The sequence below is a fragment of the Streptomyces sp. BK239 genome (assembly GCF_004217285.1).
In the GTDB taxonomy this organism is placed as follows: domain Bacteria; phylum Actinomycetota; class Actinomycetes; order Streptomycetales; family Streptomycetaceae; genus Streptomyces.
Genome location: NZ_SHKS01000001.1, coordinates 586,302 through 606,364 on the forward strand (window position 1 = coordinate 586,302; position 20,063 = coordinate 606,364).

The following is a 20,063-nucleotide window of genomic DNA, read 5'->3' on the forward strand; positions in this document are numbered from 1 at the left end:
CCGCACACGGCGGACGGGTGGGGAAGGCACACCATGGGAACCATCACCGTCGGAACCGAGGGTTCGACCAGCATCGAGCTCTACTACGAGGACCACGGGTCGGGGCAGCCGGTCGTCCTGATCCACGGTTACCCGCTGGACGGGCAGTCGTGGGAGAAGCAGACCGATGCGCTGGTCAAGGCCGGATACCGCGTCATCACCTACGACCGCCGCGGCTTCGGCCGGTCGAGCAAGGCCATGACGGGCTACGACTACGACACCTTCGCCGCCGACCTGGACACCGTACTAACGCAGCTGGACCTGCGTGACGTGGTTCTCGTCGGGTTCTCGATGGGCTCGGGCGAGGTCGCCCGCTACCTCGGCGTCCACGGCTCGCAGCGGGTGGCGAAGGCGGCGTTCCTCGGTTCGCTCCAGCCGTTCCTGCTGCAGACGCCGGACAACCCCACCGGTGTGCCGCAGAGCGTCTTCGACGGCATCGCGGAACAGGCGGAGGCCGACCGCTACGCCTGGTACGAGAGCTTCTTCGTCGACTTCTTCAACACCGACGAGACGCTCGGGTCGCGGCTCAGCGAGACCGCGCTGCGGGCGAACTGGATCACTGCCATCGGCTCGGCGCCCATGGCGGCGTACGCGTGCGTCCCGGCGTGGCTGACGGACTTCCGGGCCGACGTGGAGCGCATCGATGTGCCGTCGCTGATCCTGCACGGGACCGCCGACCGCATCCTGCCGATCGACGCCACGGCTCGTGAGTTCCGCCGCCTCCTGCCCGAGGCGCGTTACGTCGAGATCGACGGCGCTCCACACGGGCTGCTGCTCACCCACGCAGCCGAGGTCAACGCCGCTCTGATCGACTTCCTCGCCGTCTGAAAGCCGGCGTTTCTCCCCTTGCGAGGAGCACATGTGTGAGCTGGTCTCCGCGCATGCGGGTGAGAACGCCACGGAACACTCGAACAGGATTGGGCGCCTCTCATGAACGGGATCATGGAAACGGGGGCCACTGCCCCCGTTCCGACCGCGTCGCAGGCCGGGCACCTCGCACCGGACGCCGACTGCGACGCCTTCATCCAGGACATCTACGACCAGTACGGACCTCTGCTCGTCCGCTACGCCACGCGGCTGCTGGACGGTGACTGGCACAAGGGGGAGGACATCTTCCAGGAGACCGCGGCCCGCGCCTGGAAGCACGCCCGCTTCCTGGGCAGCCGCAACGAACGCCTCAGACCCTGGTTGTTCACCGTGACCAGAAATCTCGTCATCGACCACTACCGGGCACGCAAGGTCAGGCCGCTGGAGCTCATGCCCGTCGAGGAGCTGGACACGTCCAGCGACAGCACGGCATCCACGATCAACTCCCATGGGGTGGTGCAGGCATTGGGAGAGCTGAACGAGCAGCAGCAGACCGTCATCCGCCTCATGTACGTCCTGGAATGCAGCGTCGATCAGGCTGCCGAGCACCTCGGCATACCGCCCGGCACGGTCAAAAGCCGCGCCTTCTATGCAGTGCGGGCGTTGCGCAGGGCGCTGGAGAAGCAGGGGATTCTGGGGGTGTAGCCGGCGAGGCCACGTGTCCGCCGCCGGAGCTCTCCACTGCCTTCCGGGTGTCCGCGGGCCCCATGTCACCGGTCGCATCGTCTTCGGCGGGGCCGGTGGTCCAAACTGGGAAGCACCACACACGAGAAGCACGCGCGCAGGTAGGCCGTGTCGGGGTCTGCCCCCATCACCGCCCGCTGCGACAGCATCGCGCCGAGCACCAAGTGGGCGACGGCAGGACAGTCCCTGGAGACTTCCCCCCGCTCGACCGCACGGTGCAGCAGCAGACGCAGCGATTTCAGGTACCCCTCGACGACGTGTCAGCGCAGGGCTTCCGCGAGGCGGCTGTCGCCGCGTGCCGCGTGCGTCACTGACGAGAGCAGACGGGCGCACGGACAGCGACGCCGTCGAGGCGCTGGTGCACGCGCTCTCCGCGGTGATCGAACGACTGCGTGAACGCATCGTCGAGGTGGGCCCGGTGGATTTCGTCACCGAGGACCTCCTCATCGGACTCACCTCTGATCTGGAGAGGCAGAGCTGGATGTTCCAGGCGGAGAACCGGGCCTGAGAACCCGGCCTGACCGGCCCCCGGGTCCCGTGAGGCGGTCCTCGCCCCGCGCTCCCGGCGTCGGGCGGAGATCGCGTCGTGGACAGGGTCACGCGTCGGTTCCGTCGAGGGCGAGGCCACCGTGCTTCGTAGCCCCGCCGTGCCGCGACGGTATGTGAACAGATGTCATGACCTGTGGCGATACATGAACCGCCATGAGGTCCGGCCCGTCGAGTGATTGAACGGGGTTGTCGTCAGAAGTGGAGAGAAGCATGGTCGTCGAGGGAACGAGCACTGACCGGTTCGAACCGGTACGAGCGGCGCTGGCAGCGCACCTCGAAGCCGGCGAGGAGCTGGGAGCGTCGATCGCCGTCGATGTGGACGGCGTCATGGAGGTCGACCTCTGGGGTGGCTACGCGGACGCGGCGCGGACCGTTCCGTGGCAGCGGGACACGTTGGTGAGCCTGTGGTCGACCACGAAGACCCTCACCAGCCTCGCGGCGCTCGTCCTCGTCGACCGGGGCGCACTGGATCTGCACCGCCCGGTCGCGCACTACTGGCCCGAGTTCGCCGCCAAGGGGAAGGAGCACATCAAGGTGCGGCACGTCCTGACCCACACCTCGGGACTTTCCGGCTGGGAGCAGCCCTTCTCCGTCGAGGATCTCTACGACTGGCCTACCGCAAGTGCCCGGTTGGCCGCACAGGCACCCTGGTGGGAGCCGGGCTCCGCTTCCGGCTACCACGTGCAGACCCAGGGGCAACTGGTGGGAGAGCTCGTCAGGCGGGTCAGCGGCCTCAGCCTGAAGGAGTTCGTCGCCACCGAGATCGCCGAGCCGCTGCAGGCCGATGTCCAGATCGGCGCGCGCCGGGCCGACTGGCCGCGCATCGCCGATCTGGTGGCCCCCGCACAACTGGGCGTCATACCCACCGGACTTGATCCCGAGGGAGTTTTCACCAGGACGCTGCTCGGAAGTCCCGCCCGTGACGAGCACGTCGACACCCCGCAGTGGAGGTCCGCCGAACTCGGTGCCGTCAACGGGCACAGCAACGCACGGGGCCTGGCACGAGCGCTCTCCGTCATCTCGCGGCGAGGCCGGGCCAACGGCTCCCGGCTTCTCTCCGAGAAGACCGTGGACAAGGTGTTCGAGGCGCAGACAGACGGAGTCGACCTGTTCCTGGGCGTTCCCGTCCGCTGGGGCATGGGCTACGCACTCTCCGATCCGAGGACGATGCCGCACATGCCCCCCGGAAGGATCTGCTTCTGGGTCGGTCGGGGCGGTTCGATCGTCATGATGGACCTCGACCGGCGCGTCACGTTCTCGTACACGATGAACCGGGTGGGCGACGGGATCCTCGGCTCGGAGCGCACCCACAGCTACCTCAGGCACGTCTACGAAGTCCTGGAGCGCACCGGCTGCGGTGTGCCCGCGGGCCCAGCCGTGGGGTCGGACGCGCCGGGAAGCCGCTGACCGCAGCACCCCGCACGACCACCCATGTCCGTGAACGAACGTCCGCCACCGGATGAACCGGTCCGCTCGTCCCCTCGTAGGACAGGACGAAGGACGCTCCTCGCCCCGCCGACCGGGCGAGACCGATGCCTCAGGACCACTCGGGCCGCAGCCCGGCAGCCGCTCTCCGGGCCGCTGCCGCCCTGCCGCCACCCGCGGTCCGGTCCGCTGCGCTCACATGGCGCGGACGGACGCACATCAACCAGTCGCCGGCGGAGCAACCCGGGCCCCGTTCCTCGAACGCGCCCTGCGCCGTCTCCGCGGTCCGTCGAGGACCACTGACCACCCCGAAGGAATCTTCCCCATGCGCAACACCCGCCTCGTCCGTCCGGGCAGCAGATCCACGTTGCTCGGTGTCACCGCGGCCGTCGGACTGGCCGTCGCCGCCGTCACCCTGCCCACTGCGGCCGACGCGACGCCCCACCGTCCCGTTCGTCCGACGATCGTGCTGGAACACGGAGCGTTCGCCGACGCCGCGAGCTGGGACGGTGTCGTCGCCCGGCTGCAGCGTGCGGGCTACCCGGTCGTGTCCGCCGCAAACCCGCTGCGTGGTCCGGCGACCGATGCCGCCTACCTGCGCAGCGTCCTCGACCACATCGACGGGCCCGTAGTCCTGGTCGGCCACTCGTACGGCGGCACCGTCATCAGTCAGGCAGCCGCAGGCCTCGAAGACAAGGTCAAGGCACTGGTCTACATCGCGGCGTTCCTGCCCGACACCGGCGAGAGCTCGATCGGACTGACGAACAAGTTCCCCGGCAGCACCCTCGGCGAGGCCGTCGAGTCCGTCAACTACACCCTGCCCGACGGCGGTCAGGGCGCTGACGTCTACATCGAGCCGGAGAAGTTCCGCAGCCAGTTCGCCGCGGACGTGCCGAAGGACAAGGCCAGGCTCATGGCTGCCGGACAGCGTCCGATCGCCGCCGCCGCTCTGGAGGAGAAGTCCACCCGGGCCGCCTGGAAGACGATCCCCTCCTGGTCGCTGGTGACCACGGAGGACCGCAACATCCCCGTCGCCGCCCAGCGCTTCATGTCGGCCCGCGCCGAGGCCCGCACCACGACCATCGACGCGTCGCACGCGGTGTCCGTATCCCGCCCGGAGGCCGTCACCCGCATCGTCGAGCAGGCGGCCCGCACAGTCCGATGACCGACGGCGGCGCCCAGCCGTTCATCGCACCTCACCTCACAGCCGTGCCCGACCGGGCACGGCACCATCAGACGCATTCACACCGGAAGGCAGCGCACACCATGGCGTTCATCACCGTAGACCAGGAAAACTCCACCAGCGTCGAGCTGTACTACGAGGACCACGGCACGGGGCAGCCGGTCGTGCTGATCCACGGCTACCCGCTCGACGGCCACTCCTGGGAGAAGCAGTCCGCCGCACTCCTGTCGGCCGGCTACCGCGTGATCACGTACGACCGGCGCGGTTTCGGCCGCTCCAGCCAGCCCACCACCGGCTACGACTACGACACCTTCGCCGCCGACCTGAACGTGGTCCTGGAGACCCTCGACCTCAACGACGTGGTTCTGGTGGGCTTCTCCATGGGTACCGGCGAGGTCGGCCGCTACCTGGGCACCTATGGCTCCGCCCGCATCGCCAAGGCCGCCTTCCTCGCCCCCCTCGAACCCTTCCTGCTGAAGACCGACGACAACCCCGGCGGCGTCGACGGCACCATCTTCAAGGACATCGAGGGTGCCGTCACCGCGGACCGCTACGCCTACTTCACCGAGTTCTACAAGAACTTCTACAACCTCGACGAGAACCTCGGCACCCGCATCAGCGAGGAAGCCGTCCGCAACAGCTGGAACGTCGCCGCCGGCGCCTCCTCGTACGCCTCGCTGGCCTGCGTGGCGACCTGGTCGACCGACTTCCGTGCCGATGTGGCCAAGATCGACGTCCCGGCACTGATCCTGCACGGCACCGCCGACCGCATCCTGCCCATCGAGGCCACCGGGGAACTCTTCCACCAGGCACTTCCGCAGGCCGACTACGTCGTCATCGACGGCGCCCCCCACGGCCTGCTGTGGACCCATGCCCAGGAAGTCACCGACGCCCTCCTCGGGTTCCTCGCCAAGTGACCGACGGCCGACGCCCCACCCGCCGCGAGGCGGCGCGCGGCCGGTTACGCACCGGGCGGGAACGTGAGCCGTGGCCCGGTTGCTGCAAGACAGGACCGTGAGCCGCGCGAACCATGCCGTCGAGCCGACGACAGGGGTCGACGCGCATCATGGCAGCAGCACGACCGGGCAGCCGGGCTGGGACCTGGCCCGGCCGGACCCTGCGACACGAGACGCCCGCCCCACGGGCTGGGCGGGCGTCTCGCCGGTGACTGCACCGGCCGCGTGCGGGGTGTCGCAGCGGTCACCGCAAAGAGCGGCAGGTCGTGGAACGTGGGCCACGGATGCCGATCCGGCACGCACACCCTTCACCCGTGGGACCTCGACGTGGCACGGGCTGACAGGCCGGGTACCTTCCATGGCTCGGGCCCGGTACTGGACCTTGCAGCCGCTGCAAGGCCGAGGATGGCAGCATGTTGTCGATCAGTGATTTCAGCGAGATGTGTGACCTGCCGCCGCAGACACTTCGTTACTACCACGCCGCGGGCCTGCTCGTTCCTGCCGATGTCGACGAGCGGACCGGCTACCGCTCCTACACGTTCGGTCAGGTCGAACGGGCCATGCTGATCACTGTGCTGCGCGGCACAGGTATGAGCGTAACGCTCGTCCGACGCGCTCTCGACCAACCCGACGAGGCGCTCATCCTCTTGAGGCAGCACGTGACGGAGGTGCGACAGCAGCGCCAAACCCAGGACGAGGACATCAGAGACGCACGTGAGTTGCTCGCGTCGCCTCCCGAGGCGGTCCTGCGCCACGTGGACGAGATGACCGTGGCGTCGAAGCTGGTGCCGCGTCCGGCCGGGCGCAACCGGTACGACTGGAATGCGGCTGACGCCGCCGTCACTTCCGCCGTTCAGGAAGTGGTGAGGACCGTGGTGTCGTGCGGAGCCGTGGTAACCGGGACGTCTTGGCGAACCCTGGCCGCCGGGACCCCGGAGCAGAAGAGCCGAATCCGCGCCGGTGAGGGACCGCACTGGTTGGTCAGAGTCCCCGTCGAAGCGGACGAAAAGACGTTGGCGTCTCTACCTGCCGACATCGAGGTGGAGACGTTCGAGGCCCGGGACGAGCTGTCAATCTTCATGCCGGGCAAGAGCTCGATGGCCAAGCACGGCACTGCGCTCTCGCGTCTTCTCGCATATCCCTTTGACGCCGCCTACGTCGACACCTTCCGGATGCGTCATCTGCTGCACCCCAACGGGGTCGAAACTGCCATGGCCGTATGTGAGTTCCGTGAGCCGAGCGCCGTCGAGTGACCTCAGGACGGCCGTCGCTGTGGCCCCTGCTGTCCAGCCGGGCCTGCCTTGGTTGCGATATGCCTGTGGCCCCGCGTGCCCGGTCGATACGGAGCGTGTCTGCACTAGGGAGAGCGGAGGGGCGTCAACGGAGTCGACGGCATGCGCTGCGGGTGAGTTGCGCGGGCGGCCGCCATGCAGCAGAGCGGCGGGCAGATCGCTTTTCCATATGGGCGCAGGGGTGCCCCGTAGCCGTGCGGTACGTACCGCACGGCACCTCCGCTGCCCGGGATCGAGCTGGACGCAGCGGGATCCAGCCGGATGTGAATGTCCGCCTCTGTGGTGTTTCCGCAGGTGAGACGCGTCTCCCTTTTAGGTTCGAGTCCCACCCGCCCCACCAACGTCACACCTCCGCATCCCGCACACCCCCTTGAGTGACCTGTCTGTGGCCGGTGACTGCGTCCGATGTCGGCGGCATCCGGGTCCGCTGCTCGTCCCCGCGCACGCCCAGCAGCGAGAGGAACGCTGCGGCCGCCGGGGGCGGGGTGGAGTGGCTCCAGACGAGGCGTTCCACCCGGATCGGGCCGTCGGTGACCGGTACGCAGTGCAGGCCGTGCAGTTCGGGGGTGAAGGTCGCGGGCAGCAGGGCGATGCCCAGTCCGTGACGGACCATCCGGACCATCAGCTCGACGCCGGACACCTCGAACGCGACCTCGCGCCGCAGGCCCGCCGCCGCGAACGCCCGGTCCGACTGGGCGCGGGCGGCGCTGCCGCCGGCGAAGTCCACGAACACCTCGTCGGCGAGGAGGCGCAGGTCCACCTCGTCGTGCGAGGCCAGAGGGTGGTCCGGGGCGACCACCGCGACATGCCGGCCCTGGCCGAGTTCCCTGTCGTGGACGCCCCGTGGGACGAACCCGGGCTGTACGCCGAGGAACGCCGCGTCCAGTGTGCCTTCGCGTACCTGCTCGACCAGTTGCTCGCTGGAGCCGGCCCGGAGGCTGAACCGGACGTGCGGGTAGCGCACGCGGTAGTTCCGGATCACATCCGGCAGATCGACGGCGGCCACGGTGGGGATCGACCCGACGGTCAGCCTGCCCCGTATCTCGCCGGTGGCCGCCGCCACCTCCGCCCGGGCCCGCTCGGCCGCCTCCAGGGCCTGGCGGGCGGCGGGCAGGAACGCCTCCCCGGCGGTGGTCAGCCGCACCCGGCGGCTGGTCCGCTCGAACAGTCTGGCCCCCAACTCCTTCTCCAGCCGCGCCACTTGGTGGCTGAGCGCGGACTGGACGACGTGGCACCGCTCGGCGGCGCGGGTGAAGTTGGCGGTCTCCGCCACCGCGAGGACGTAGCGCATCTGCTGGAGATCCATGGATCCATCGTGGAACGCGATGGATCGCATGACAAACATGCGTTGGACTCATGGATGCCTGCCCGGGGATGCTCGAAGCAGGAGACGTCGACCGAGCCCGGCGGCGACCGGACCCCTGAGGAGACCCCCATGCGCGTGATCGCCTTCGACCATCTCGTCCTCAACGTCGAGGACATCGAGCGCTCGCTCGCCTTCTACACCGGCCCTCTCGGCCTGGAGCCCGTGCGGGTGGACGAGTGGCGGGACGGCAAAGCCCCGTTCCCGTCCGTGCGGGTGAGCCCCACGACGATCATCGACCTCGTCCAGACCCCGGCCGGGCAGGCGGAGGGCTCCAACGTCGATCACATCTGCCTGGTCGTCGAGCCGCTCGACTGGCAGGACGTCATCGACTCCGGCGTCTTCACCGTGCTCGACGGCCCCGGCCAGCGCTTCGGCGCCCGGGGCACCGCGATCTCCCTCTACGTGCAGGACCCGGACGGCAACACCGTCGAACTGCGCTGGTATCCGCCGGAGGTCTGAGAGCCGCCTGTGGCTGCATCGCCCCGGGGCCGACGACGACTCCGTGTCCGGGCGGGCGCCCTGGCGAACACCCGGGTCGTCTGCCACGCTTGAGGCCGGATCGGTCGGTGTGCCGGGGGATGCCTGTGTCGAACGGACGCACGTGCACCGCACGTGATCTCGACAACGCCGCTCTGGAACTTCTGCGTGCGGCCCGAGATGTGCGCAAAGCCCGCCGCGACGAGGCGACGCAGGTCGACTCGGACCGGCGTCGTCCGCAAAGCCGCCGGCGGCGCGTCGTCGTGAGGCGTGCGCCTGGCAGGCTCGAGGAGGCCGTCGAAGGCCTCATGCGCTGCCTCGGCTTCCCTCCGTCCACCGCCGCGGACGCCCGGACGGTGGGGGCGGAGGAACCGGATCGCGACCGCTTGGCCGACGACTGCGTGCGCCTGGCCATCTGCTTGCGTTCCGGCGTGTGGCGGTTCGCCTTTCCCGAAGGCGACCCCGGCGGGCTCCGAGAGGACGGAGAGCCCCTGGCGCCGGACGAAGACCTTCCCGCCGCCCGGGACGAGCTGAGGGCCTGGGGCTATGCGGGCCCTCACCTGGAGAGTCTCGCCCTGCACGTGGTGGCGGGGCACGGTGTTCCCGGCCTCGGCGCACTGACCGGCATGCTGGCCGAAGGTGTGGTCAAGAGCCGGCAGGAAGAGGTCGACTCCCTGCTGGCGACCGTCCGTCGAGGGTTCGGCCGGGCGGCTCCCGCCCGTCCGGACAGCGCCGTCGGCTCGCCCCGTCCCGACCCGCCACGTCCGGGGAAGCCGACCATGGGAGGCCCCGGCGGTCTCGGCGGCTGAGCGGGGGTGCGCGGCCGGTGCGGGCGCGGAGTGCGGGGATGGAACGCGACGTCTGGGCGCGCGGGGGGCGGGTAGACGGGTCGCGGATGAGGAGGTCTCGTGAATCTGGCACGGGGATCGAGCGACGACAGCGGCAGCCTGCTCTGGGGGCTGGGCGCCATCGCGCTCTACGCGCTGATCAGTTACGGCCTGGACTACCGGGCGCGCGCCCGGCGCGGCTCCCGGCATCCGGCGCGCGAAGCGCTGCACGACCTCAAGGACCGCGAGGAGCCGCAGTCGCCGCGGCACCGGATCGTCAGCCGCGTGATCATGATCGGCGGAGGGGTGCTCACCGGCCTCGTCGCCTACACGACCAGCGGGACCCTGAGGGCCGTGGCAGCCGGGCTGACCGCCGTGGTGGCGGTGACGGCGTGGGCGTACTACGACCATCGCACGGAGACACGCGACTCGGCCGGGTGAGGACAGTGACGCCAACGGCGGTGCCCGTCACATGAGTTGACGGGCACCGTCGTACGCCCGTCAGTCGCCGGGGCCCGGGTCGGGACGCACGGCCTCGGCGATCCCGGCGCGGGCCGCCTCCAGTTGGGCGGCGAACGCGATGCCGAGGAACAGGGCCACACCCGTCAGGTTGGCCCACAGCATCAGCGCGACGAAGGCCGTCAGTGGCCCGTACACCGCACCGAACGCCCCGCTCTCCGCGACGTACAGCGCCAGCAGCCAGGTGGCCGCGACCCACAGCACCAGATGCACCGCCGAGCCGAACGCCAGCCAGGTGTAACCGGGTTGGTCCCGGCGCGGGGCCCAGCGGAAGATCACCGCGGAGCCGACCCAGGCGAGCAGCACACCGAGCGGGACCCTCAGCGCACCCCACCAGTCGAGGTGGGACCGCGACAGCCTCAGGGCCTCGACGACCGCGTTCCCGACGGCGCCCCCCGCGACGAGGAGCAGGAAACCGGCGACCGTCGGCATGCCCGCGGCCAGTGAAAGCAGCAGTGACCGGCCGTACTTGGCGAGGAACGGACGGTCGCGCTCGATGCCGTAGATACGGTTGGCGCCCCGCTCCACCTGCCCCATCGCCGAGGCCAGGTTCAGCAGGGCGAAGCCCAGCCCCAGCCACATCGCGACGGCGCTGCCGACGCCCGAGCCGGCGCTGTGCTCGGCGGCGCCGAGCGCCTCCTCGACCAGCCGGGAGCTCGCGCCCGGGACGATCCGGCCGAGGGTGAGTTCGACGATCCGGCCCACGCTCTCGGTGTGCGCGGCGGTGGCCACGCCGACCAGCGCGATGGTGAACGGCACCATGCCCAGGACCACTTGGAACGCGAGCGAGCGGGAGCTGCTGAAGCCGTCGGCGTAACGGAACCGAGCGAACGCGTCCAGCAGCAGCCGGCGGCCGCCGTAGCGCCGGAGGGCGGTGAGCGCCTCGTCGCCGGAGAGTTCCTCCCCGATCATGTCCCGCGTCTGCGGGACATGCACAACGGTCCCCATACCGCCCCCGTTCGGTTCCGGTTCCTAGAACGGCATGTGGCCGCGCGCGCGGCGACCGGCCGACCCGCTGCGGCTCACCGCGCGGGAGCTGCTGTGGAACGGCTTGCTGAAGAGTTTGCCCAGTACGCCGGGCGCCTTGCCGCCGGCGCGCGCGCCGACGCCGAGGGAGCGCTGTGTGCCGCGCTCGGGGTGACGCGACAGGCGCGGGACGAGGAAGGCCAGCACGGCCAGGACCACACAGACGCCGATGACGACGGCGACCACCATGAGTCGGCTCCTTCGTACGAGGGGGATTCCACGGTCACCGACACGTGTGCCCCGTCTCCTCGCACCTAAGGACTCCGACCGCCCTGGAAGAAGCCGGGGTCTGTTCCCGTCGACGTCACACCGTGTCGCGGAGCGCGCCCCAGGTCTCGCGGCCCACGACGCCGTCGGCCTTGAGTCCCCGGTCGCCCTGGAAGCCGCGCACCGCGCTCTCCGTGCCGGGGCCGAAGACGCCGTCCGCACCGTCGCCGCCGACGTCGTAGCCGCGCCGGATGAGCATGCACTGCACCTGGACCACGCGTTTGCCGCTGTCCCCCGGGCCGGTGCGCTTCTTGCCCGCGTAGTGGGTGCAGTCGGAGATCCAGGGCGGGGCCGTCGGCCCGGGGGCGGTGCTGCTCGGAGAGGGCTCGGCGGAGCCGCTCGGCTCGGCGGAAGCGCCCGGCCGGCCGCCAGGAGCGGAGGGGTCCGCGGGGCGGTCGCCGCCGGCGGGGGCGGAACCCACGGGCGGCGCGGCGCCGGGCCCTGCGGGGGCGCCCGTGTCCCGGCGGGCCGCGCCCTCGGCGGACACCCCGGGCGACGGAACGGCCCCCGGAGAGGAGGGGGCCTCGTCGACGACGGTCCCGGAGGAGCCGGAGGAGCGTGAGGAGGCGGACGGGACCGATCCCGGGCGATGGGCGGTGGTGGAGGCGTCCTGGCGGGTGAGGACGAAGGCTCCGGTGGCCACGACGCACAGCGTGACGCCGACGGCCGTGGCCAGTAACGGCTTCCGCCGTGTCCAGGCGGGGGCGCCCGCCGGGCGTAAGCGGGGCGCGGGCGCAGCGGGCGTCTGCGCCCGCGGTGCGTCCTGCCGCGCGGCTTCCCGGTCCTCCGGTACGGCCGGTGTGCTCGCCGGCGTCACCGTCGCGGCGGCGGTGGCGGGAGCCGTCCGGTGGAGGCCGGTCCGTCGCTCGGCGGCGAGGCGGTGCAGCGTCTCGTAGGCACGCTGCCGGGCGAGCACCCGGCCGGCCAGCGGCTCGGGCCAGTCCGGCGCACCGGTGTGCGCCGCGGCCGCCTCGACCAGTTGCCGCGGAGTGGGGCGCCGCTCGGGCTCCTTGGCCAGGCACGCGGTCAGCAGCGCGCCGAGCGCCGCGTCCGCCGAGGCGATGGCGCCGATCAGCTCCGGGTCCGGCTCCTCGAACGCCACCCGGTGCATCACGTCGACGCCCGTGCCGTCGCCGAACGGGGCGTGCCCGGCCGCCGCGTAGACCAGGGTCCCTGCGAGGGAGAACACGTCCGACGCGGTGTCCGACCGGCCCGTCCTGAGATGTTCCGGGGACATGTAGGCGGGGGTGCCCACCCGGATGCCCGTGCCGGTGATCGAACTCGCGTCCACGGCCTTGGAGATGCCGAAGTCGATCACATGCGCGCCGCGGACGGACAGCAGCACGTTGGACGGTTTCAGATCCCGGTGCACGATCCCGGCGGCGGCGAGGTCGGCGAGCGCGCGCCCCAGCTCGGCGGTCAGCCGCCAGACCGTCGCCGGGGCGAGGGCGCCGTGCTCGCGCACGACATCCGTGAGGTCGGGTCCAGGGACGTACTCGGTGGCCATCCACAGCAGTTCGTCGCGGAAACCCGTGCCGCACAGCCTCGGCGTGTGCGGGGTGCGCAGCCGTGCGTGCACCGAGGCCTCGCGCTCGAACCGGCGCCGGAACCTGACGTCCTCGGCGTACTCCGGCCTGATCACCTTCACGGCCACCAGACCGGGGCTGTCGTCCAGGGGACGGGCCAGATAGACCCGTCCCATGCCGCCGCTGCCGAGCAGGGCCAGCGGGACGAAGGGGCCCACCTCGGCGGGGTCACCGACGCGCAGGGGGGAGGCGCCGGTCTCTCGCAGGGCGACGGCCTCGACCGTCGCCGGTTCCGGCGGCGCCGACCGTCGTTCTGACACGGAACCCCCGAAGTGATGTGCGCCTTGCGCCAGTTCGCCAGTACACCAGTTCGCCCTGAAGGAGACGAGGCTATCCCAGCACCGGCACCGGCGTCAGCCGCCCACGTACCAGCTGAATCCGCCGTTGCTGGCGGCGACGGCCAGCAGCACCAGCCAGAGGACCACGTCGACGACACCCAGGACGATGCCGGCCTTCGCCATCCCGGCGCCGTTGCGCGTGCCGGCCTGCCGCATGGCGACCGAGCCGAAGACGATGGCCAGCGGGCCCAGGACGATGTTGAGGAGGAACAGGCCGACGATGCCGCAGCACAGGCTCGCGATCGCCATGCCGTTGGTGCGCGAACCGGAGGACGCGGTGGAGGAACTTCCGTAACTCGACATTGCATACTCCCGATTGACGGTGGCGCGGCCCGAACGGGCCGCGCTGTACTTGCCTTTCGCTGACACTCCGAATGCCCCTTTGGTGCCGGGCCATGTCAACGCACCGTCAGATCAAGCGCTTTGGTCGAGTGCGCCCTCCGGGAGCGCGGGTGCCGCTACTTGCCGACGGGCTTGCCGCCTCCCCACGCCCAGGCGAGCCGGTCGGCGCCGGACTGGTTGGTCGTCTCCAGCCAGGGGCGCGACGGGGGGCCGACCAGCTTCTGGATCGAGTAGATGTCGTCGGTGCGCAGGCCCGGCCAGTAGACGGAGCCCATCTTCAGCTCGCGGAAGGTGTCGGTGACGGCCTGGATGAAGTTGACGTAGTTGTCGTCCGGGGTGGCCTTGTCGTAGTTCAGGCCGGTGGTCATCGGGGCCCCGAACTCGTCCGCGACCGTGCGGTTCGCGCAGTCGCCGATGCGCACCTTGAGGTCGGCCACCCACTGGTCGTAGGTGGCGTAGTCCTTCCAGAAGCCGTAGTGGTGCAGCGACAGGTAGGTGCCCTTGAGGCGCGGATCGGCGCAGACGGTGGTGACGTGGTCGTTGTAGCCGGCGCCGCTGACGAACACCCGGTTGCGCGGCACGGACTTGTAGGTGTCGAGCCACTTCGCGGCGATGTCCGCCCACTGGGCGTCCGTGTAGCCGTGCGGCTCGTTCATCGGCTCGAAGTAGACGCGCTTGTCGTCCTTGTACTCCTTGACGACGGTCTTCCACATCGGCCAGTAGGCCGCCTCGTCGTCGATGAAGCCGTCCTTGCGCGGACCGGTGCCCTCCCAGTAGGACACGATCACCTTGAAGCCCTGGTCGGACGCCGCGTCGATGACACCGCGGTACGACTTCCAGTACGCGCCGTTCACCGTGTACGGGTTGATCGGCAGCCGCACGGTGTTGGCGCCCAGGTTGGCGCGGAACGCGGCGATGACGCGGGTCGCCTTGGCGTAGGTCTGACGGTAGGTGTCGGTCGTCGACAGGCCGGAGAGCTGGAGGAGGTCGTCGGCGAAGTTGTCCCGGGGGTCGGCCCAGTTGACGCCCTTGAACTGGGTGGTGTCCTGGGCGGGCCGGGCGGCGGCGGAGGCGGGCGCGCCGGCGAGCATGCTGCCGCCGACCGCGGCCAGGGCGACGGCGACGAGGGCGGCTCTCGTACGCGGCGCGCGGGAGGGGGTGGCGGGGGTGGGACGAACCGCGGGGGGAGTGCGCATCAGCTGGGCCTTCCGGGAGCTGGGGCTGGGAGCTGGGGGGACTGGGGGGAGGGGAGGGGGTCGGATCGGGAACCGAGGAGGTGGGGGGAGGGGGATCGGAAACCGAGGGGGCACGGGGTGGGGAAGGTGGCCGTGGGGGAGCGGACAGATCCGGCATGTTTACGTGAACATTGCGATGCGAGGGCCGGATGTTTACGTAAACATCGCGGCGCCGGAATCGTGGCACCCGTCCGGGTGATCGTCAAGGTTTCCCGCGCGTAACATCCGCCCCGGGAGTGTCCGGCCGGGGAGTGCCAGAATGGTCCCGCCGATCTGTCGATCCACCGATCCACCCGGGGTTTCTCGTGTCGAAGTCCGTGGCCCGCGAGCCGTTGCGGAGCAACGCGCGGTCCAACCGGGCGCGCATCCTCGCCACCGCCCGCCGGGAGCTCGGCCGCGATCCGGACGTCACCCTGGAGGAACTGGCCAAGGCCGCCGGCGTCGTACGGCGGACGCTCTTCGGGCACTTCCCCGGGCGGGCCGCGCTGCTGGAGGCGCTCGCGGAGGAGGCCGCCGAGACCCTGCGGAGCACGGTGGCGGCGGCGTCACGGCCGGACGAGCCCGCCGACCGGGCGCTGGCGTACTTCACGTTCTCGATCTGGCCGGTGGGCGACCGCTACCGGATGCTTCTGGCGCTCGCCCGGCGTGACCTGGGCGCGGAGCGGGTGGCGGAGATCCTCGCGGTGGCCCGCGACGAGGTCACCGCCGTCCTGGAGCGCGGCCAGCGGGACGGCGTCTTCCCGGCGCACCTCCCGGCGCCCGTGCTGAGCGCGGGCCTGGAGGCGATGAGCGTCGCCCTGCTGGAGCAGGTCAACACGGGCGCCTGGGAGGACGACGGCACCCGCCTCGCGGTGGCGACGCTGGTGGCGGCGGGAGTGCCGGAGGAGCGGGCGGCGAGGGTGGTGGCGGAGGTCGTCTCCGCGTAGCACGAGGGAGGGCGCTGCCGGTTGACGTGACGCCGGGGCGCCCTGCTCGGGCGAGGCCTTGACGCCTAGGCGTGCCCCCTGAGGCGTTCACCTTCCCCACCCACAGGCGCACGCCTCCTCTCTCCCCCCAGGTGTCCATCACTCCCCACCGGGCATCCGTCTCCACCTCCCCTTCTCCCATCTCCGCCCGCACGGCGCAGTGTTGGGGCCTCCCGTTGTCACCGTCCGTTCGCCCGGCCGTCCGTTGTCGGGTGGGGTGTCCGGGGCCGGGTGGGGCACACGGGTCATGGCCTTCGAAGCTCGCGTCGGCCTTATTTGCACATGAGTGAGCAAGAACCTAAGCTGCACACCGATGGGCAATTAACTCGTTCGCTAGGAGCACCTCATGCCCTCCCTCGCCGGCACACCCGAAGAGAAGACGACACGCCCGTACCCCCGCCGCTGGTGGGCCCTGCTCGTGCTCTGCCTGAGCCTGCTGATCGTGGTCATGGCGAACACCTCGCTGATCGTGGCCGCCCCCGCGATGACCGCCGACCTGGGGCTGAGCAGCAGTGACCTGCAGTGGGTCATCGACGGCTACACCGTCCCGTACGCCGCGCTGATGCTGGTGCTGGGGGCGATCGGCGACAAGTACAGCCGCCGGGGCGCGCTGGTCACGGGGCTCGTGCTGTTCGCCGGCGGGTCGGTCATGGGCAGCCTGGTGGACCGCACGGAGCTGGTCATAGCGGCCCGCGCCGTCATGGGCGTCGGCGCGGCCGTGGTGATGCCGGCGACGCTGTCCCTGCTCGTGGCGATCTTCCCCCGCGAGGAGCGGGCCAGGGCCATCACCGCCTGGACGGCGACCTCCGGTCTCGCCATCGCCGTGGGACCGCTCGTCGCCGGCTGGCTGCTGAAGGACCACGCCTGGGGCTCGACCTTCCTGATCAACGTACCGATCGCCGTCGTCGCCGTGCTGGGCGCGCTGACGCTGGTCCCGCCGTCCAAGGCGGCCGGCATGGGCCGTATCGACTACGTCGGCGGCCTGCTGTCCATCGTCTCCGTCGGCTCCCTCGTCTACGCGACCATCGAGGGCCCACACTTCGGCTGGGGCGTCGGCCCGGTCACCGCCGCGGTCGTCGCCGGCGTGGGTCTCGCGGCCTTCGTGGCCTGGGAGTTGCGTCACCCGCGGCCCATGCTGGACGTGCGCAGGTTCGCACAGCGCCCCTTCAGCGGCTCCATGCTCGCCGTGCTGTTCTTCTTCTTCGGCACCTTCGGGGCGATCTACTACTCGACGCAGTTCCTGCAGTTCGTCCTCGGCTACGACGCCCTGGAGACCGGGGTCCGGCTGCTGCCGCTGGCCGGCGCCGTCTTCGCCGGAGCCGCCGCCACCGGGCGGCTGACGCCGAGGCTGGGCGTGAAGGCGATGGTCGGCTCCGGCATGGTCGTCGGCACCGCCGGTGTTCTGCTCCTCACCCGGATCGACACGGGCTCCGCGTACACCGACTTCCTGGCGCCGATGCTGCTGCTGGGCTTCGCCATCGGGCTGAGCGTGTCCCCGGCGACGGACACCATCATGGGCTCCTTCCCGGAGAGCGAACTCGGCGTCGGCGGCGGCGCGAACGACACCGCGCTGGAACTCGGCGGCTCGCTCGGCATCGCCGTGCTCGGCTCGCTGCTCGGCACGGCCTACCGGGACGAACTGACCGACCTCGTCGGAGGCAGGCTTCCGGCGGCGGCGATGCAGGCGGCGCAGGACTCGGTCGGCGGCGGCCTCGCGGTCGCCCAGCGGATCGCCCAGGATCCGTCCGGCGGCCCCCGCCAGGCCCAGGCCCTCGCGGACGCCGTCCACCAGGCCTTCGCCCACGGCGTCGCCCAGACCAGCCTGATCGGCGGCGTCATCATGGCCGCCGGCACCCTGATCGTCCTGGCCGTACTGCCCGGCCGCCGCGCAACGGTCGCGGATCGCCCGGCGCCGGACGCGGGTGAAACCACCGGCGAGGCCGCCGCTGAGACCGTGGATCACGAGGCCGAGGCGAACGAGGCCGAGGCGAGCCCGGCCGGACCGACGCGTCGGCGCTAGGACCACCACCGATGGTTTGAGCGAACAGCAACTGGGCGATCTGGTCCATGAGTTGGCCGGATCGCCCTTGACCTCAAGTCCAGTTGAGTTCCTACGGTCGATCTTGTCGAACCGACTCCGACCAACGACAGGGATTCCGGCCATGGAGTACTCGCACAGCGACAACGACCTGATCAAGCAGCCCATCGGCTACCGGGATTCATTCGCAGTGCTCCGGCCTTCAGGCCGGGGGTGAAGCGAATCTCGTCGTGGCGACGCGGAGCGTCGCGGTGTTGTGCCGGCGGAGCCGGGCAGTGCACGGCAGGTGACATCGCGCATATGTTCCCGATGACAGTGGGGGTTCGAGCTTTCTAGGGTGATCGTCATGCAGCTCCGGTACGCCTTCAGGTTGTACCCCGACGCCGCTCAGCAGGCCGCGCTGGCCAGGGCGTTCGGGTGCGCGCGTGTCGTGTTCAACGACGCCGTGCGTGCCCGTGAAGACGCCCGGAAGGCCGAGCAGCCGTTCCCGACGGCCGGTCAGCTGTCCCGGAAGCTGATCACCGAGGCGAAGCAGACGAAGGAGCGGTCCTGGCTGGGTGAGGTCTCCGCGGTGGTGCTCCAGCAGTCCCTGCGGGACGCCGAGAAGGCGTACCGCAACTTCTTCGCCTCCCTCAAGGGCACCCGTAAGGGACCGAGGGTGGGAGCGCCACGGTTCAAGTCCCGTAAGGACACGCGTCAGTCGATCCGTTTCACCGCCAACGCCCGTTGGAACATCACCGACAGTGGCCGGCTGAACCTGCCGAAGATCGGCGCGGTGAAGGTGAAGTGGTCCCGCACCCTGCCCGCCGTCCCCACCTCCGTCACCGTCATCAAGGACGCGGCCGGCAGGTACTTCGCCTCCTTCGTCATCGACACCGACCCCGCCGCCGACCAGGCGCGGATGCCAGAGACCGACCGCACCATCGGCATCGATCTCGGCCTCACTCACTTCGCGGTCCTCTCCGACGGCACGAAGATCGACTCCCCGCGCTTCCTCCGCCGCGCGGAGAAGAAACTGAAGAAGGCCCAGAAGGAACTGTCCCGCAAGCAGAAGGGATCAAAGAACCGCGCCAAGGCCCGCCTCCAGGTCGCCCGCGCCCACGCCGGAGTTGCTGACGCACGCCGTGAGTTCCACCACCAGCTCTCCACGAGACTGATCTGCGAGAACCAAGGGATCGCCGTGGAGGACCTGTCGGTTGCGGGACTGGCCCGCACGAAGCTGGCCAAGTCCGTGCATGATGCCGGATGGGCGTTGTTCGTCAGCATGCTGGAGTACAAAGCGGAACGGTACGGCCGCACCCTGGTCAGGATCGGCCGGTTCACACCGACATCTCAGACCTGCTCCACCTGCGGCGTCAAGGACGGACCCAACCCCTGAACGTGCGGGAATGGACCTGTACCGCCTGCGGCACCGTCCACGACCGGGACACCAACGCCGCGATCAACGTGAAGACGGCCGCCGGACTGGCGGTATCGGCCTGCGGAGCGCCGGTAAGACCAGGAGCAGTCCCGGCACAGCGCGAAGAAACAGGAAGCCACGGATTCCCGACCGGAAACCGTGTCGCGTAGCGGCACAGCAGACCGGTAGAGAAGGCCGGAATCCTCGCCCTTCAGGGCGAGGAGCATGTCAATGGAGTTGGGCGGCCTACAAGGCCGTCGTCACCCGTGCCCGGGCCGCCCTCGCCGGGATCGGGACCACCCAACCGCAGTGGTGGGTTCTCGCCCAATTGGCGGGCGCCGACACCGTGAAGACCCGTGACGAAGTGTCCCGGCTCCTTCGGAACTACCTCGACGTCGGCTCGGAAACCATGGAGTCGGAGATCGACACGATCATCGCCCAGGGCTGGATCACCGAGGACGCCGAGGGGCGCCTGGGCCTCACGGCCGAGGGCAGGGCGTTCTACGACAAGGCCGCGGCCCTGCAGCGCGAGCTCTGGGCGGAACGGCACGCGGGTGTCTCCGACGAGGAGTATTTGATCACCCTCAAGGTGTTGCAGCGGTTCATCCACAACACGGGCGGCCGGGCTTGGCACCACTAGAGGGTGTCTCTCTCGTGGAAGTACCGCACTAACTCGCCCTGGC

Annotated in this window: 18 protein-coding genes and 2 pseudogenes; 14 read left to right on the forward strand and 6 right to left on the reverse strand. The window is 70.4% G+C overall.

The genetic code is table 11. From position 1 onward, the window contains the following. The first annotated feature begins 33 nt into the window (after positions 1-33). The 7 genes from EV567_RS02575 (at position 34) to EV567_RS02605 (ending at position 6,956) form a co-directional block, all read left to right on the forward strand. Positions 34-867 (forward strand): alpha/beta fold hydrolase, encoded by an 834-nt coding sequence (locus EV567_RS02575; protein ID WP_130436906.1) that lies wholly within the window; start codon positions 34-36, stop codon positions 865-867. A 114-nt stretch (positions 868-981) separates the two neighbouring features. Continuing rightward, positions 982-1,551, forward strand: coding sequence for a sigma-70 family RNA polymerase sigma factor (locus tag EV567_RS02580; RefSeq protein ID WP_242620653.1), 570 nt, complete (start codon positions 982-984; stop codon positions 1,549-1,551). Positions 1,552-1,885: 334 nt separating this feature from the next. Next, entirely contained in the window at positions 1,886-2,098 is a 213-nt protein-coding gene (locus tag EV567_RS02585; protein WP_407071560.1) for a hypothetical protein, read from the forward strand. Positions 2,099-2,349: 251 nt separating this feature from the next. Next, the gene (locus EV567_RS02590; protein WP_130436908.1) at positions 2,350-3,546 is read left to right on the forward strand and encodes a serine hydrolase; all 1,197 of its coding nucleotides are present in this window, start codon (positions 2,350-2,352) and stop codon (positions 3,544-3,546) included. A gap of 343 nt (positions 3,547-3,889) precedes the next feature. Continuing rightward, complete coding sequence (locus EV567_RS02595) at positions 3,890-4,729, forward strand: alpha/beta fold hydrolase (RefSeq protein ID WP_130436909.1); 840 nt, start codon at positions 3,890-3,892, stop codon at positions 4,727-4,729. 101 nt (positions 4,730-4,830) lie between these two features. Continuing rightward, complete coding sequence (locus tag EV567_RS02600) at positions 4,831-5,664, forward strand: alpha/beta fold hydrolase (RefSeq protein ID WP_130436910.1); 834 nt, start codon at positions 4,831-4,833, stop codon at positions 5,662-5,664. Between the two features lie 452 nt (positions 5,665-6,116). Then, on the forward strand, positions 6,117-6,956 hold the full coding sequence (locus tag EV567_RS02605) for a MerR family transcriptional regulator (protein ID WP_130436911.1): 840 nt from the start codon (positions 6,117-6,119) through the stop codon (positions 6,954-6,956). A gap of 382 nt (positions 6,957-7,338) precedes the next feature. On the opposite strand, the gene EV567_RS02610 is transcribed toward EV567_RS02605, so the two are convergent. After that, complete coding sequence (locus EV567_RS02610) at positions 7,339-8,301, reverse strand: LysR family transcriptional regulator (protein ID WP_130436912.1); 963 nt, start codon at positions 8,299-8,301, stop codon at positions 7,339-7,341. A 129-nt stretch (positions 8,302-8,430) separates the two neighbouring features. Between EV567_RS02610 and EV567_RS02615 the strand changes: the two genes are divergently transcribed. The 3 genes from EV567_RS02615 to EV567_RS02625 all read left to right on the forward strand — a co-directional run bounded on the left by EV567_RS02615 (position 8,431) and on the right by EV567_RS02625 (position 10,106). Then, positions 8,431-8,820 carry a VOC family protein gene (locus tag EV567_RS02615; protein WP_130436913.1) on the forward strand — a complete coding sequence of 130 codons (390 nt, stop codon included), beginning with the start codon at positions 8,431-8,433 and terminating at the stop codon, positions 8,818-8,820. Between the two features lie 281 nt (positions 8,821-9,101). Then, entirely contained in the window at positions 9,102-9,647 is a 546-nt protein-coding gene (locus tag EV567_RS02620) for a hypothetical protein (RefSeq protein WP_207228656.1), read from the forward strand. Between the two features lie 99 nt (positions 9,648-9,746). Beyond that, positions 9,747-10,106: a hypothetical protein gene (locus EV567_RS02625; protein WP_130436915.1), complete on the forward strand. Its 360-nt coding sequence runs from the start codon at positions 9,747-9,749 to the stop codon at positions 10,104-10,106. A gap of 60 nt (positions 10,107-10,166) precedes the next feature. On the opposite strand, the gene EV567_RS02630 is transcribed toward EV567_RS02625, so the two are convergent. The 5 genes from EV567_RS02630 to EV567_RS02650 all read right to left on the reverse strand — a co-directional run bounded on the left by EV567_RS02630 (position 10,167) and on the right by EV567_RS02650 (position 14,939). Next, positions 10,167-11,132: a YihY/virulence factor BrkB family protein gene (locus EV567_RS02630; RefSeq protein ID WP_130436916.1), complete on the reverse strand. Its 966-nt coding sequence runs from the start codon at positions 11,130-11,132 to the stop codon at positions 10,167-10,169. Positions 11,133-11,156: 24 nt separating this feature from the next. Then, positions 11,157-11,399 (reverse strand): DUF6411 family protein, encoded by a 243-nt coding sequence (locus EV567_RS02635; protein WP_130436917.1) that lies wholly within the window; start codon positions 11,397-11,399, stop codon positions 11,157-11,159. Between the two features lie 115 nt (positions 11,400-11,514). Continuing rightward, a complete protein-coding gene (locus tag EV567_RS02640; protein ID WP_242620654.1) occupies positions 11,515-13,323 on the reverse strand; it encodes a serine/threonine-protein kinase in 1,809 nt (602 codons plus the stop codon). 93 nt (positions 13,324-13,416) lie between these two features. Then, positions 13,417-13,704: a DUF4190 domain-containing protein gene (locus tag EV567_RS02645; RefSeq protein WP_130436918.1), complete on the reverse strand. Its 288-nt coding sequence runs from the start codon at positions 13,702-13,704 to the stop codon at positions 13,417-13,419. 155 nt (positions 13,705-13,859) lie between these two features. Further along, on the reverse strand, positions 13,860-14,939 hold the full coding sequence (locus tag EV567_RS02650; protein ID WP_130436919.1) for a glycoside hydrolase family 5 protein: 1,080 nt from the start codon (positions 14,937-14,939) through the stop codon (positions 13,860-13,862). A gap of 344 nt (positions 14,940-15,283) precedes the next feature. Between EV567_RS02650 and EV567_RS02655 the strand changes: the two genes are divergently transcribed. From EV567_RS02655 to EV567_RS02670, 4 genes and pseudogenes are all read left to right on the forward strand, one after another. Continuing rightward, positions 15,284-15,904, forward strand: coding sequence for a TetR/AcrR family transcriptional regulator (locus tag EV567_RS02655; RefSeq protein WP_130436920.1), 621 nt, complete (start codon positions 15,284-15,286; stop codon positions 15,902-15,904). Between the two features lie 385 nt (positions 15,905-16,289). Further along, the gene (locus EV567_RS02660) at positions 16,290-17,963 is read left to right on the forward strand and encodes an MFS transporter (RefSeq protein WP_130436921.1); all 1,674 of its coding nucleotides are present in this window, start codon (positions 16,290-16,292) and stop codon (positions 17,961-17,963) included. A gap of 364 nt (positions 17,964-18,327) precedes the next feature. Beyond that, positions 18,328-19,550, forward strand: a pseudogene (locus tag EV567_RS02665) (RNA-guided endonuclease InsQ/TnpB family protein). 62 nt (positions 19,551-19,612) lie between these two features. Further along, positions 19,613-20,020 (forward strand): annotated as a pseudogene (locus EV567_RS02670) (MarR family winged helix-turn-helix transcriptional regulator); the annotation flags it as partial. Between the last annotated feature and the right edge of the window lie 43 nt (positions 20,021-20,063).